The 13,239-nt window shown below is 68.0% G+C and carries 12 protein-coding genes; 9 read left to right on the top strand and 3 right to left on the bottom strand.

The window, feature by feature from the left end; translation table 11 throughout:
* The first annotated feature begins 39 nt into the window (after positions 1-39).
* The 4 genes from ACN9M6_RS10950 (at position 40) to ACN9M6_RS10935 (ending at position 5,047) form a co-directional block, all read left to right on the top strand.
* Complete coding sequence (locus ACN9M6_RS10950) at positions 40-1,248, top strand: dipeptidase (RefSeq protein ID WP_419163747.1); 1,209 nt, start codon at positions 40-42, stop codon at positions 1,246-1,248.
* A gap of 110 nt (positions 1,249-1,358) precedes the next feature.
* Entirely contained in the window at positions 1,359-2,495 is a 1,137-nt protein-coding gene (locus ACN9M6_RS10945; protein WP_419162946.1) for a fumarylacetoacetate hydrolase family protein, read from the top strand.
* Positions 2,492-3,679 carry a fumarylacetoacetate hydrolase family protein gene (locus ACN9M6_RS10940; protein WP_419162945.1) on the top strand — a complete coding sequence of 396 codons (1,188 nt, stop codon included), beginning with the start codon at positions 2,492-2,494 and terminating at the stop codon, positions 3,677-3,679. Before ACN9M6_RS10945 ends, ACN9M6_RS10940 begins: the two co-directional genes overlap by 4 nt.
* A gap of 39 nt (positions 3,680-3,718) precedes the next feature.
* Positions 3,719-5,047 carry an amino acid permease gene (locus ACN9M6_RS10935; RefSeq protein ID WP_419162944.1) on the top strand — a complete coding sequence of 443 codons (1,329 nt, stop codon included), beginning with the start codon at positions 3,719-3,721 and terminating at the stop codon, positions 5,045-5,047.
* A 10-nt stretch (positions 5,048-5,057) separates the two neighbouring features.
* On the opposite strand, the gene ACN9M6_RS10930 is transcribed toward ACN9M6_RS10935, so the two are convergent.
* Positions 5,058-5,582 (bottom strand): thioredoxin family protein, encoded by a 525-nt coding sequence (locus tag ACN9M6_RS10930; RefSeq protein ID WP_419162943.1) that lies wholly within the window; start codon positions 5,580-5,582, stop codon positions 5,058-5,060.
* 118 nt (positions 5,583-5,700) lie between these two features.
* Between ACN9M6_RS10930 and ACN9M6_RS10925 the strand changes: the two genes are divergently transcribed.
* The 3 genes from ACN9M6_RS10925 (at position 5,701) to ACN9M6_RS10915 (ending at position 8,740) form a co-directional block, all read left to right on the top strand.
* Positions 5,701-6,654 carry a dimethylarginine dimethylaminohydrolase family protein gene (locus tag ACN9M6_RS10925; RefSeq protein ID WP_419162942.1) on the top strand — a complete coding sequence of 318 codons (954 nt, stop codon included), beginning with the start codon at positions 5,701-5,703 and terminating at the stop codon, positions 6,652-6,654.
* A complete protein-coding gene (locus ACN9M6_RS10920; RefSeq protein ID WP_419162941.1) occupies positions 6,651-7,178 on the top strand; it encodes an SRPBCC family protein in 528 nt (175 codons plus the stop codon). The genes ACN9M6_RS10925 and ACN9M6_RS10920 overlap by 4 nt, the downstream gene beginning before the upstream one ends.
* Positions 7,179-7,666: 488 nt before the next feature.
* Complete coding sequence (locus ACN9M6_RS10915) at positions 7,667-8,740, top strand: hypothetical protein (RefSeq protein ID WP_419162940.1); 1,074 nt, start codon at positions 7,667-7,669, stop codon at positions 8,738-8,740.
* Between the two features lie 84 nt (positions 8,741-8,824).
* Here ACN9M6_RS10915 and ACN9M6_RS10910 read toward each other — a convergent pair whose 3' ends face one another.
* Positions 8,825-9,451 (bottom strand): MarC family protein, encoded by a 627-nt coding sequence (locus tag ACN9M6_RS10910; protein ID WP_419162939.1) that lies wholly within the window; start codon positions 9,449-9,451, stop codon positions 8,825-8,827.
* Between the two features lie 122 nt (positions 9,452-9,573).
* Between ACN9M6_RS10910 and ACN9M6_RS10905 the strand changes: the two genes are divergently transcribed.
* Positions 9,574-11,028 (top strand): serine hydrolase domain-containing protein, encoded by a 1,455-nt coding sequence (locus tag ACN9M6_RS10905; RefSeq protein WP_419162938.1) that lies wholly within the window; start codon positions 9,574-9,576, stop codon positions 11,026-11,028.
* A gap of 12 nt (positions 11,029-11,040) precedes the next feature.
* On the opposite strand, the gene ACN9M6_RS10900 is transcribed toward ACN9M6_RS10905, so the two are convergent.
* On the bottom strand, positions 11,041-11,748 hold the full coding sequence (locus tag ACN9M6_RS10900) for an MBL fold metallo-hydrolase (RefSeq protein WP_419162937.1): 708 nt from the start codon (positions 11,746-11,748) through the stop codon (positions 11,041-11,043).
* 41 nt (positions 11,749-11,789) lie between these two features.
* Between ACN9M6_RS10900 and ACN9M6_RS10895 the strand changes: the two genes are divergently transcribed.
* The gene (locus ACN9M6_RS10895) at positions 11,790-13,151 is read left to right on the top strand and encodes an MATE family efflux transporter (protein ID WP_419162936.1); all 1,362 of its coding nucleotides are present in this window, start codon (positions 11,790-11,792) and stop codon (positions 13,149-13,151) included.
* Positions 13,152-13,239 lie beyond the last annotated feature (88 nt).

The raw sequence follows: 13,239 nt of genomic DNA, 5'->3' as shown, positions 1-13,239 counted from the left end.
GGTAGCCAAGACACCCTTACACCTGGAGGCGTGACGAATATGCAGGTTCCCGCCCGCTCGATCCTGCGAGTGCTCCTACCCGCGCTGGCGTCGGGATTCGCAGCGCTGGCGTTCGCGCCGCCTGGTCTCCGGGCGCAGGACACCCACCTCGAGATCGCGAAGCGCGTCCTCTCGAGCGTCCCCCTCTTCGACGGACACAACGACCTCCCCTGGGCGATCCGGAACGCGGACGCGCCGATGGACGTGCGGGCCTACGACATCGCGCGCCCCACGCAGGGACACACCGACCTCGCGCGTCTCCGGGCCGGGGGCGTCGGGGCCCAGTTCTGGTCCGTGTATGTGCCCGCCTCCGTCATGGAGGAGGGAGGCGGCGCGCGCATGCAGCTCGAGCAGATCGACATCGCGCACCAGATCATCTCCGATCACCGCGAGGACCTGGGGCTCGCGCTCACCGCCGCGGACGTGATGGACCAGTTCCACCGGGGGAAGATCGCTTCGATGCTCGGGATGGAGGGCGGGCATGCGATCGAGAACTCGCTCGGCGCGCTGCGGGCTTTCTACCAGCTCGGCGTCCGGTACATGACGCTCACGCACAGCGCCAACGTCGACTGGGCGGACTCCTGCTGCGAGGCCCCGGAACTGGGGGGACTCTCCGCGTTCGGCGAGGAGGTCGTGCGCGAGATGAACTGGCTGGGGATGCTCGTGGACATCTCCCATGTCTCGCCCGGAACCATGCACGACGTGCTCGATGTGGCGGAGGCGCCGGTCATTTTCTCGCACTCCTCCGCCAAGGCGGTGACGGATCATCCGCGGAACGTCCCCGACGACGTGCTGCGGCGCCTGCCGGAGAACGGCGGCGCGGTGATGGTCACGTTCGTGGAGTCTTTCGTGAACCAGGACGTGGCCTCCCATGACGGCCCTGATGGAGAGGCGCCGCGCGCCACACTGGATGACGTCGTGGAGCACATCGAGCACATCCGCGCGGTGGCCGGCATCGACCATGTCGCGATCGGCGGAGACTTCGACGGCATCGACCGGGGGCCGGTGGGACTCGAGGACGTCTCGACCTACCCCGCCCTGTTCGCTGAACTTTCCCGCCGCGGGTGGACCGAATCCGAACTTCGGGCGCTCGCGGCCGACAATCTGCTTCGCGTGATGCGGGTCACCGAGGCGACGGCACGGCGGCTTCAGGCCGAACGCGGTCCTTCAACGGCCACAATTGAGGAGATGGACGGGCTGGTCCCCTGATCCCTCAGTACCCTAACCGAGAGGAAAGTCCCATGAGATCGCCACTGAGCTCAACACCGAAACCTGCACTGCTCGTACGAACGCGGATCGGATGCGCGCTCGTAGCTGTCTTGATCGCGGGCCTCTCCTCCGCTGCGTCCCTCACGGCTCAGGGCGAGCCGGATGTCCCGATCACGGAACCCTTCAAGGTGGGGACGTTCGAGGTCCGGGGCCTCCGGACCGTCGGACTCGTGCTGCGCGACCACTTCATCGTGGACATCGCGGCGGCGAACGCGGAACTCGAGCGAGATCCCGCCTATCCACGGGTTCCGGCGCCCGTCGACATGCTCGACCTCATCGGCCGCTACGAGTACGGGGTTCGGCTCCGCCTGTATGAGATCGTCAACGGCCTCGTGGCCAACGGGCGCCTGACCGGACCCGGCAGGGCGGAATTCGTCCACGACGTAGAGGAAGTGCGGATCCTCCCGCCCATCATGTATCCGGGCAAGATCCTGAACGCGGCGACCAACTTCTACAGCCGCGTCGCCGAGACGGGCACCGGGGCGGAGAGACGCGAAGCTCGCCGGCAGCGCCGGGAGAACCGGGGCGTGCCCTACCTGTACCTCAAGCCGTCGCGCGGCGTGGTGATCGGGGCCAGCGACCGGATCGTCGTTCCCTTCGGCCGCGACCGGACCGACTGGGAGGTGGAACTCGGCACGGTCATCGGGCGGGCGACGAAGTACGTCTCCGCGGAGGACGCCCCGGACCACATATTCGGATACACCGTGACCATCGATGTGTCCGACCGGGGCGGGCGACCGCCGGGCGGCAACCCCACGGTTTCGGACTGGCTGGTCGAGAAGGGGCACGACACCTTCGCGCCGATGGGCCCGTGGATCATCCCGAAGGAGTTCTACGGCGACCCGATGGAGATGCTCCGGCAGACGCTGGACATCGGCGAAGAACGCATGCAGGAGGCCACGGCGGGCGACATGATCCACTCGCTTTGGGAGCTGGTCGAGTACGCCTCATCGATCGTGACCCTCTTCCCGGGCGACGTGATCAACAACGGCACCTCGGGCGGCGTCGGCGAGGGCACCGCGGTCCGCGGGGAGACGCGATTCCTGCAACCGGGCGAGGTCGTGACCGCTACCATTGACGGGATCGGTACACTCCAGCTCCCGGTAGTGGCGGGGACGGCGCCGTTCGGCCCAATGGGCGTCCGACTGCCTCCCGCGAGCACCTACAGGAGGGACCCCGGCAGATGAGACAGACCACTTCGGCCGCTTCGGCCAGGACTCGAGCGGCCCTCGTCCTTGTGGCGGCCGCGGCCCTCGTTTCCTCCGCTCCTCTCTCGGCCCAGCGGGGGCCGGAGATCCAGATCGCGGAGCCGTTCAAGGTGGGGACGTTCGAGATCGCCGGCGTTCCGCGTGTCGCCCTCGTGCTGCACGACGCCCTCGTCGTCGACATCGAGCAGGCGAACCAGGCCCTCGAGCGAGATCCCGCCTATCCACGGGTTCCGGCGCCCTCCGACATGCTCGACCTCATCGGCCGCTACGAGTACGGGGTTCGGCTCCGCCTGTATGAGATCGTGAACGACCTCGTGGGCCGCGGCCGGCTGACGGGGAGCGGAAGGGCCGATTTCGTCCACGATCTCGAGGACGTGCGGACCCTTCCGCCCATCATGTACCCGGGCAAGATCCTGAACGCGGCGGTCAACTTCTACAGCCACGTCAACGAGGCGGGCGGCGAGGAGGAGAGACGCGAAGCCCGCCGCCAGCGGCGTGAGAACCGCGGCGTCCCCTACCTCTTCCTCAAGCCGTCGCGCGGCGCGGTGATCGGTGGCGGCGACCAGATCGTGATCCCCTTCGGCCGGGACCGCACGGACTGGGAGGTGGAACTCGGCGTCGTGATCGGGCGCAGCGCCAAGTATGTCTCCGCCGAGAACGCCCAGGATCATGTGTTCGGGTATACGGTGACGATCGATGTCTCCGACCGCGGCGGACGGCCGCCCGGAGGCAATCCCATGACCTCCGACTGGTTCGTCGGGAAGGGTCACGACACGTTCGCGCCGATGGGTCCGTGGATCATCCCGAAGGAGTTCTACGGCGACCCGATGGAGAGGCTGCGCCAGACGCTGGACGTCGGTGAGGAGCGCATGCAGGAGGCGACCGCGGGGGACATGATCCACACGCTGTGGGAACTGATCGAGTACGGTTCCTCGATCGCGACCCTGTACCCGGGGGATGTGGTCAACAACGGCACCTCGGGCGGCGTCGGCATGGGCACCGCGGTCCGCGGTGAGACGCGGTTCCTGCAGCCCGGCGAGGTGGTCTCGGCCTCGATCGAAGGGATCGGCACGCTGCGGCTCTCGGTCGTGGCGGAGATGGAGCCGCCCGGCGGGACCGGGGCCCGGCTCCCGCCTGTGCGCAGCTATCGGGGGAACCGCTAGCAGCCCTTTGCATGACCTGGCGCCGGCGCCGAGCGCGGGATGACGCGGAGACCCGCGCTCGGGCTGTGGATGTCTACGGCCCTCGTCGTCGGGAGCATGGTGGGCTCGGGCGTGTTCCTGCTGCCCGCCTCTCTCGCCTCCTACGGCGGCATCAGCATCCTCGGCTGGCTGGTGAGCGCGGGCGGCGCCATGTGTCTGGCGCTCGTGATGGCGCGGCTGGGTGCGTTGATCCCGAGGGTCGGAGGTCCCTACGCCTTCGCGCGGGAGGGGTTCGGCGACTTCATCGGATTCTGGGTCGCGTGGGCCTACTGGATCTCTCTGCTCACGGCCAATGCGGCGCTCGCCGTGGCGACCGTGAGCTACTCGACCGTCTTCTGGCCCGGGCTGGGCGACTCGCCTGTCGCGGGAGCGGTCGCGGCGCTCGTCGTTCTCTGGGGTCTGGTGCTCGTCAACGTCCAGGGGGTCCGGACCGCGGGGCAGGTGCAACTCGTCACGACCGTGCTGAAGCTGCTGCCGCTCGCCGCGATCGGGACGATCGGCTTCCTGTATTTCCGGGCCGGCCATTTTCGACCCTTCAACGCGTCGGGAGGCAGTCCCCTCGCCGCCGTCACGGCCACGGTCACCCTCACGCTATGGGCCTTCATGGGACTCGAGGCCGCCACCGTCCCCGCCGCCGATGTCCGGGACCCGGCCCGCACCATCCCGCGAGCCACCATCCTCGGCACCGTGATCGCCGCGGCGATCTTCATCGTGAGCACCTTCGCGGTGATGGGGATCATCGCTCCGGCGGAACTCGCGGTGTCCACGGCGCCCTTCGCCGATGCGGCCGGATCGATCTGGGGCGACGCGGGCCGCTGGGTGATCGGCGCGGGCGCCACGATCGCCTGTTTCGGGGCGCTCAACGGCTGGATCCTGATCTCCGGACAGCTTCCGAGAGCCGCGGCGCTCGACGGCCTCCTCCCCGCGGCCTTCGGGAGGCTCAGCCCACGCGACACACCGACGTTCGGGCTCATCTTCGCGGGGGCCGTCGCCACCGTCCTCATCGCAATGAACTACACGCGCGGCCTCGTGCAGGCCTTCACCTTCCTCATCCTGCTCTCTACGCTGTCGACGCTGCTGGCCTACGTGTTCGCCAGCGCGACCGGGCTGCTCTTCGCCCTCCGCGAACGCTTCGCCTCGACCGGTACGACGACGGTTGCGGCGCCGCTCGGGCGCATGGCCGTGAGCGTCCTGGCGTTCGGATTCTCACTGTGGGCGATCGCGGGGGCGGGGCAGGAGACGGTGTTCTGGGGGTTCCTGCTCCTCGTCGCCGGGGTCCCCGTGTTCGTCCTCATGCGGGTGCGAACGTCCGAGTCCGAACCGGGCTAGCAGCCGCGTCTCAGGCGGCGGCCCCCTCCAGGAGCGAGAGGAACTCGTCGAGGGTCGTGCGGCCTTCGTCCCGTGCGTAGTAGCGGCGGACTTCGCGGTAGCGATCCTTCACGTCCAGCTTCATGCCCTCGGTCATGAACCATTCCTGAATCGGAGCGGGCCGGGGGCCCCACCACCCGCGTTCCTCGAACTCCGCGTCATAGACGATGAGGACAGGGATCGAGCGGCTCTTCCCGTTCGTGAGATGGGCGTCCATGAGATCCGGATTCTCATCACGGAGAAGCACCCGCAGTTCGATGTTCTCGACCAGTCCGGCCAGTCGATCGAACACCGGCAATGTGTTGATCGCGTCGCCGCACCAGTCCTCGGTAAGGGCGAGGACATGCCACATCCCCGAGATGGCGCGGGCGCGGGTCAACGTCGGCTCGTCCACGACGGCGCGGCGGGCGAGGCTGAGCCATCGCTCCCGGTTTTTCTCGACCGTCTCCAGGTACCTGGAGAACGTGACGGCGGTGCGAAATCGCTTTTCGTCCAAGGGGCTGAGAGTCCTTCTCGGCGGTTCCGGATCGGGGCCTCGAGGCCAGCGAAGCTACCGGCGGCAGGGTAACTTGGGCCAGAAGCCCGGCAGCCGATCCGCTCACAGGGGAGCGCGCATGACGCTGGAAACGGGACGCCACCCGCAGCGCGTTGAGGCCGCTGGCGCCGCGAGTTTCGGCGTCGCGAGCATGGTGGCTCCACTTCGGCGGGTGGCGATGCGCCGCCCGGGCAGGGCGACGCTGGAAGCCGACCCGGCGCTCTGGCACTACGCGAGGCCGCTCGAGCCCGACCGGATGGCGCGTCAGTACGACGCGTTCGCGGGATACGTCGCGGAGGCCGGGGCGGCGATCGAGTGGCTCGATGGGGCGACGGACGACGGACTCGCCGACTCGATGTTCACGTTCGATGCGTCCTTCATGACCCCCGGCGGCGCGATCCTGCTCCGCCCCGGGAAGCCGCTTCGGCGTCCGGAAGTCAAGCTCCACGCAGCGCTCTACACGAGGCTCGGCGCACCGGTCATCGGCACGATCACGGCGCCGGGAACGGCGGAAGGCGGCGACCTGATGTGGATCGACGAGCACACGCTCGCCGTGGGGCGCGGCTTCCGCACCAACCAGGCGGGCATCGACCAGCTTCGCGCGATCCTGTCGCCGCTCGGGATCGAACTCCACGCGTTCGACCTGCCGATGTGGAACGGAAGCACCGCCTGCCTCCACCTCCTGTCGCTGGTGAGCCCGCTGGACCGAGACCTGGCGCTGGTCTATCCGCGTCTCTTCCCCGTCGCGCTTCATGGATTGATGCGCGAACGCGGCATCCGGTGCCTGGAGTCGGACGACGAGGAGTTCGCGGCGTCCGGCGGATTGAACCTGAACGTGCTCGCGGCAGCCCCGCGTCGCTGCATCGCCATCGATGGATTCCCGCGGACGGCGAGGCTCATGCGGGACGCGGGTTGCGAAATCACCCTCTTTCACGCGGACGCATTGTGTCTTCCGTGTGAAGGGGGTCCGACCTGTCTGACGTTGCCCATCCTCCGCGGAGAGCGCTACGACGGAAGAGGAGCGACCCCATGAAGCGCATTGTCATCGGCATGCTGGTCGTCATCGTGGCCGCGTTCGGCATCGTCTACGGCGTCGGACTCTCCCTGCCACAGGACCACGTCGCGGCCGTACACGCCGAGTTCGCCGCGTCTCCCGAGCAGATCTTCGCGACCATCACCGATTACCGCGCGCACCCGGAGTGGCGTCCCTCCGTCGAACGCGTCGAGGAACTACCGGCTCGGGACGGGAAGCAGGCCTGGGTCGAACTCGGAGCCACGGGCCCGCTCCCCATGGAGCTGACCGAGAGCGCGCCCCCCGTCCGGCTCGTGACGACGATCCTTTCGGAGGGACTGCCCTTCGGCGGACGCTGGATCTACGAGATCGAACCCACCGCGGCCGGTGCCACCGTGACGATCACCGAGGAGGGGGAGGTTTACAGCCCCATCTTCCGCTTCGTGAGCCGCTACATCATGGGCCACCACACCTCGGCTTCGCTCTTCCTCAGCGACCTCGGCGCGCACTTCGGCGAGAACATCACCGTCGACATCGTTCGCTAGTCGACGCCACCCGGACTCCGGAACACGCGGACCTCAAGCCCGGTAAGACACTCACTCGCCGCGGAAGAAGTGGGGCGGGTCGTACACGACCTCGTTGCTCCGCTCCGCTCGAACTGGAGGGTGTCCGTTCGGATGGGGCGGGCGGATGAGGGCGTGACGCCGGTACTGTTCCTGAGGACGACCGATGCTCGATTCCCTCTGTATCGACTGGACATCGGACCGGCCGTGGTCAACAACGAACCCGCGAATTACTGGTTCGGCGTCTTTGACATGGCCCAGCGATCCTGGCTGGTGCTGACGTCCGGGCAGACTCCCCCTTTCGAGCGGCCTCGCCGCACGCTCATCCCGGGCACCACGGGAACAATGGGACCCGGGAACCCACGGACCCCAGGGGTGGTAAGCGTTGTCACTCGCGCTCGACTGCGTGAGTGATGGGCAGCCGGGGATGCTTCCCCGGCCCTCCCGCAACCCCTATTCGGGAGTCAAAGATGAAAGCAACACGCATTTTCGCGCCCTCGCCGGGGCGTCGACATAGTCTTGCGGGGCTCTTGCTGATCCCCGTCACCACCTTGGCGCTCCTCGGGGCGGCTGCCTGCAAGGATTCGATCACCATTCCCGGTCCTGCGGCCGGGCCCAACCGGGCCCCCGAGGCCCGCGATGAGATCCAGCCCCAGCTTGTCAGCGTGGGAACCGAAGTCGAAGTGGATGTGTCCCCGTTCTTCGTGGATCCGGACGGCGACCCGCTGATCTTTAGCGTGGGGTCGTCGGACGTCAGCGTCGTTACAGCGCAGGCGACTGGCAGCAGGGTGGCCATTGCGGGCGTCATGGATGGCATGGCGACGGTGACCGTGACGGGAACCGATGCCGACGGATTGCAGGCGACCCAGATCATCCAGGTGACGGTCGGGGCAGCCTCGGCGGTCTCCCGGGAGGAGTTCGGATCGAAGAGCAGCCTTTCGAAGTGGGCCGTCTCGCAGGCGGACGCGACCGCGGACGGGGGGCTGCGGGTGACCAATCGCTCCAGGGGCCAAGTAGGCCGGGTAGGACGCGACCTCGTCGCGCCGCTCGATTCAGATTGGAGAGTGGCGGTGCGCATGGGGCGGGAGGATGAGGGTGTGACGCCGGTGCTGTTCCTGCGGACGACCGATGCCCGATTCTCCTTGTATCGACTCGACATCGGACCGGTCGAGCTGGACGAGAAAGCCGTGAACTACTGGTTCGGGGTTTTCGACATGGCCGAGCGATCCTGGACGGTTCTGAGGTCCGGTATGTCCGAGGCCATCGACGACGAGCCGGGTGAACTCACCGAGATCGCGCTCGTGTTCAACCGCGGACAATACCGTGCCGAGGCGGGGGGGGCGCTCCTCTTCGGGGGCGTTGTCGCCGATTGGCTGCCCACAGCCATTGCATCCGTCTGGCTGGCCGGACGGTCGGCGGAAGGTGCTGTCGGCGTAGCCTGCCTGTTCGACTGGGTCGAGATCGACGGTCAGCCAGCGGACCCGAACTCCGTGGCCGACCCCGTCGTCCCGGTGGACGAGGCGTTCTCCAACAACATCAACTAACCACAGCTAGGGGGTGGATGAAGCTCGTTCCGCTCCGGCGGAACGAGCCCGTCCTCCTCCGACTCTCCCCGGGTCCGAGCGGCGTCATTGCGGCGCCCGCATGAAGAACTCCTGGATGCCGCCGAGGGCCATCTGGCAGCCGATCGCGAGCAGAATCAGGCCCGAGAAGCGCTCGAAGATCCGGACCGCCCGCCGGCTGAGCGCGTTCGACAGAAAGCTGGCGGCGAGGAGCACCGCGAGCACGCCCACGGCTGCCACGAACACCGCGATCAGCGTGGCCACGGGAACCACGATCAGCACGCCGGGTTCCTCGAGGGCCAACGTGATCACCGCGGTGATCGCCGCCGGCCCCGCGATCAGTGGCATGACCAGAGGAACCCAGAGGTGGTCTTCCGTCTCGCCGGGGGCGCGACGCACACCGGTGATCCCGAACCCTGCACCGCGGAGCATCTCGAGCGCCGCGAGGATGATGACGAGGCCGCCGGCCGCCCGGAACGCGGCGAAGCTCACGTCGAAGAGGCCCAGGATGCGCGCGCCTGCGACCGCCGAGACACTGAGCACGATGAGAACCCCGAACGCGACCTTGACCGCCGCGCGGCGCAGTTCGGCGCGAGAGAAACCGTCCGTTGCCGCGAAGAAGAAGGGCAGCTCGGCGAGCGGGTTCGTGAGCGCGATGAGCGCAATGCAGCCGTAGAGTATCTGGTCGATCACGGGGACACGATATTCGCGGTGCCCCGATCGCGCGAGCTTCCGACGTACCCTTGGCCAGACCGGTGGAGGCGGCGCATGTTGGGACGGTTCCAACGCATCTCGTCCAGCCTTCGGGGGAAGTCATGAAACGCCTCACCGCCGCGGCCATCGCGCTCGTCCTGCTCCCGCCCGCCACCGTCCAGGCCCAGCAGGGCCACTCCTACGACTACTTCGCGCCCCAGCGGGAGATGATCCAGCGGGGCGTCCAGGCCATCCTCCAGTGCAACGGTCTCTTCACCGGAGACCGGACGCCGGAGCAGGTCTTCGATCAGGAACTGGCCTACCTGCAGAATCCGGTCGGTACGGCGGAGGGCGGCGACTACGTCGTCGACTGGGAGAGGAAGGCGGTCGCGATCGGGGCTCCCGGCGCGGTCCCGGTGATGCGGGCCGCGTTCCGCGAGGGGATCGGGTGCGTGATCATGTCGCCGGACCAGACCTTCGATGACATCGACGATCTGCCGATCCAGACGGCCCCGCCGCTGGCGGGCGACGCTTCCACGATGGCGTGGCCGGACGGTGACGTCGTCGAGGACCGGGGACTCCCGCCGGGCGTCGACCCGGTCGCCCTGGAGGCCGCCTCCGACTGGGCCTTCGAGCGCGAATCGGCCGAGCAGGTGACGCTCAGCCTCATGGTCGTGCAGGACGGCCGCATCCTCCATGAGCGCTACGCCCCCGGCGTGAACAGGTTCACGAAGACGAGGACGTGGTCGACGGCCAAGAGCATCGCGTCGACGCTCATCGGCATGCTCGTGGACGAGGGCAGGCTCGCACTCGACGAGCCGCTCCCGTTCAACTGGCTTCCCGAGGGCGCGGGCTCGCCCGAGACGGATCCGCGCCGCCACATCACTCTCCGCAACGTGCTCAACATGTCCAGCGGGCTCTATCCCGTGGACAGCTGGGGCATGGAGTACTCGACCGGCTCCGGCTTCTCCTACTGGGCGGGCGCGAGTTCGGTCCACGGGGCGCGCAACCGCTCGCTGATGCGCGAGCCGGGAAGCTTCTGGGACTACGAGAACTACGACACGCTGCTCGGTGTGTACGCCATGAAGCAGGTGATCGGCGACCCGCAGGCCTACCTCGAGTTCCCGCGGGACCGCCTTCTGGACAGGATCGGCATGCGCAACACGTTCCTCAGCACCGATCGCTTCGGCGACTTCATCCTCAGCAGCCAGGTCTACACGACGGCCCGGGATCTGGCCCGGTTCGGGATGCTGTACCAGCAGAAGGGGATGTGGAAGGACGAGCGGCTGCTGTCCGAGGAGTGGATCGAGTTCGTGCGGACCCCGGCCCCCGCGACATCGGAGACCGGCAACTTCTACGGCGGCCAGTGGTGGCTCGTCCCCGACAGCCGCACGGACGTGCCCGCGGACGCCTACTCGACGGCGGGCAACCGCGGCCAGTACGTGGTCGTGGTCCCCTCGCACGATCTGGTCATCGTCCGCCGCGGCCTCGACTACGGCCGACAGGGGTTCAGTCAGTGGGACCTGACGCGCGAGGTGCTGAAGGCTTTCGATCCCGTGGCCACCAACAACCGCTAGCCGTCGGGACCGCTAGGCCCCGCGGCCGCCGTTGAGGTGAAGGAGGAAGGGGTTGGTGCCGCGCTCCAGCCCCACGGTGGTTTCGGGGCCGTGCCCCGGGTAGAGCACGGTCTCGCTCGGGAGCGTCAAGACCTGTGAACGGATCGATTCCATGAGTACGCCGTAGTTCGCGCTCGGAAGATCCGTCCGTCCGATCGAGCCGCGGAAGATCACGTCCCCCACGATCGCCACGGGTTCCGAGGTGGACACGAACATGACGTGGCCGGGCGCGTGGCCGGGGGCGAAGACCACCTCGAACTCGGACTCTCCGAAGGCGACGTTCACGCCCGGGACGAGATCGGCGTCGGGAGGCGGCGGCTGTTCGCACGGCACCCCGAAGAACGTGGCCCACTCCGACACGTTGTCGTAGATGGGCCGGTCCAGCGGATGGAGATGGATCGGCGCACTCGTCTCTGCCTTGGCCAGCGCAACGCCGTCGACATGATCGACATGCGCGTGGGTCACCAGTAGCGCCGCGATGTCCAGCTTCCGGTCGCGTGCCGCGGCCAGGGCGGCAGGGGTCGCGGCCCCGGGGTCGACCAGGAGCCCGGTGCGGCCATCGTCACAGGCCACGAGAATGGTGTTCTGGACGAATGGGCCGCCGGCGAACGTGAGAATCTCGATCTCGTCCCCCTTTTCTTGAGAGGGGCGGAGTCTACCCGCGGCGCCTCGGACGGGCAACGGATTTGCCAAGCCGGACGTCGGGAGCAAAGGATTGCGCGATGAATCTCGTCCCCCGTCGCTCGGACCTGGCTCGGATGTTGCGCCTGGCCCTTCCCATCGTGACCGTCCAGGTCGGCATCATGATGCTGGGCGTGGTGGACACGCTGATGGTCGGCCACCTGTCCGCGACGGATCTCGCCGCGGTCGGCCTGGGGAACATCTACTTCTTCCAGATCGCCATCTTCGGGATCGGCATGCTGATGGTGCTCGACCCCATCGTGGCGCAGGGCGTGGGTGCGGGAGACCATGAAGCCGCGGCGCGGGGGATCCAGCGAGCGCTCATCATCACGCTTTTCCTCACGGTGATCGCGTCGCTCCTTCTCCTTCCCGGGGCCTGGGTCTTCCGGCTTCTGCGGCAACCTCCGGATGTCGTCCCGGTGGCCGGCGGCTACGCGATCGGATCGATCCTCGGGATGTTCCCGTTCTTCGCCTTCGTAGTGCTGCGCCAGAGCTTGCAGGCCATGGGGAAAGTGGCGCCGATCGTCTGGACGATCGCGGGCGCGAACGTACTGAACGCCTTCCTCAACTGGGTGCTGATATACGGGAACCTCGGCGTTCCGCAGCTCGGAGCCGTGGGGTCGGCGTGGGGGTCGAGTCTGGCCCGCTGGTGCATGGCGGTGGCGCTGCTGGCGCTTTCCTGGCCCTCCATGCGTCCCTATCTGAACCGATTCAGACGAGAGGCTCTCGATCGGCGGGCTCTCCTGCGCATGGCGCGGCTGGGGACCCCGATCGGCTTCCAGCAGCAACTCGAGTTCGGGGCCTTCGGAGCCATCGGTTTTCTGATGGGCCTGCTGGGGACTTCGGCCATGGCCGGCCATCAGGTCGCACTGAACCTCGCGGCGCTGACGTTCATGGTGCCGCTCGGGATCGGCGCGGCGTGCGCCGTGCAGGTCGGTCAGGCCGTCGGACGGAACAACATGGCGGGAGCCCGACGCGCCGCCGGCACCGGCATCGTCCTCAGCGGTTGCTTCATGTTCGTGACGGCGGGTGCTTTTCTGGCCGTCCCGGGGTTCTGGGCGGGTCTCTACTCGCACGATGCGACCGTACTCGCCATCGCGGCCGCCCTCATCCCGATCGCCGGGGTCTTTCAGGTCGCCGACGGGCTCCAGACTGTCGCCGCCGGCATCCTGCGGGGTGCCGGGGACACGCTCTCGCCGTTCCTGTTCAACCTTCTCGGCTTCTGGCTCATCGGCCTGCCGGTGAGCATCCTGCTCGCCTTCCGTGCCGGTCTCGGCCCGCGCGGGCTGTGGTGGGGTCTGGCCGCGGGACTTGCCGCGGTGGCCGTCCTGCTCTTCATCCGCGTCCGGCTCGTCCTGGGCCGGGATGTCCGGCGAGTGCTGATCGACACCCCCCAAGCCTAGCGCCCGCCGCTCCCATCTCGACGCTCTGGTCCTGACCACGAGGCCCGGGCGGTTCAAGGTACAACGCGGCCGCAGCCCCGTGTGTCCC

Source organism: Candidatus Palauibacter sp., from assembly GCF_965197445.1.
Taxonomy (GTDB): Bacteria; Gemmatimonadota; Gemmatimonadetes; order Palauibacterales; family Palauibacteraceae; genus Palauibacter.
Note: the sequence above shows the minus strand (reverse complement) of the source record. Positions and strands in the feature narration are given on the sequence as shown.

Excerpts from the sequence above, each read along its gene's own strand:
- ACN9M6_RS10950 (WP_419163747.1), top strand. The coding sequence starts at position 40 with ATGCAGGTTCCCGCCCGCTCGATCCTGCGAGTGCTCCTACCCGCGCTG.
- ACN9M6_RS10940 (WP_419162945.1), top strand. The coding sequence starts at position 2,492 with ATGAGACAGACCACTTCGGCCGCTTCGGCCAGGACTCGAGCGGCCCTC.
- ACN9M6_RS10935 (WP_419162944.1), top strand. The coding sequence starts at position 3,719 with ATGACGCGGAGACCCGCGCTCGGGCTGTGGATGTCTACGGCCCTCGTC.
- ACN9M6_RS10925 (WP_419162942.1), top strand. The coding sequence starts at position 5,701 with ATGACGCTGGAAACGGGACGCCACCCGCAGCGCGTTGAGGCCGCTGGC.
- ACN9M6_RS10920 (WP_419162941.1), top strand. The coding sequence starts at position 6,651 with ATGAAGCGCATTGTCATCGGCATGCTGGTCGTCATCGTGGCCGCGTTC.
- ACN9M6_RS10915 (WP_419162940.1), top strand. The coding sequence starts at position 7,667 with ATGAAAGCAACACGCATTTTCGCGCCCTCGCCGGGGCGTCGACATAGT.
- ACN9M6_RS10905 (WP_419162938.1), top strand. The coding sequence starts at position 9,574 with ATGAAACGCCTCACCGCCGCGGCCATCGCGCTCGTCCTGCTCCCGCCC.
- ACN9M6_RS10895 (WP_419162936.1), top strand. The coding sequence starts at position 11,790 with ATGAATCTCGTCCCCCGTCGCTCGGACCTGGCTCGGATGTTGCGCCTG.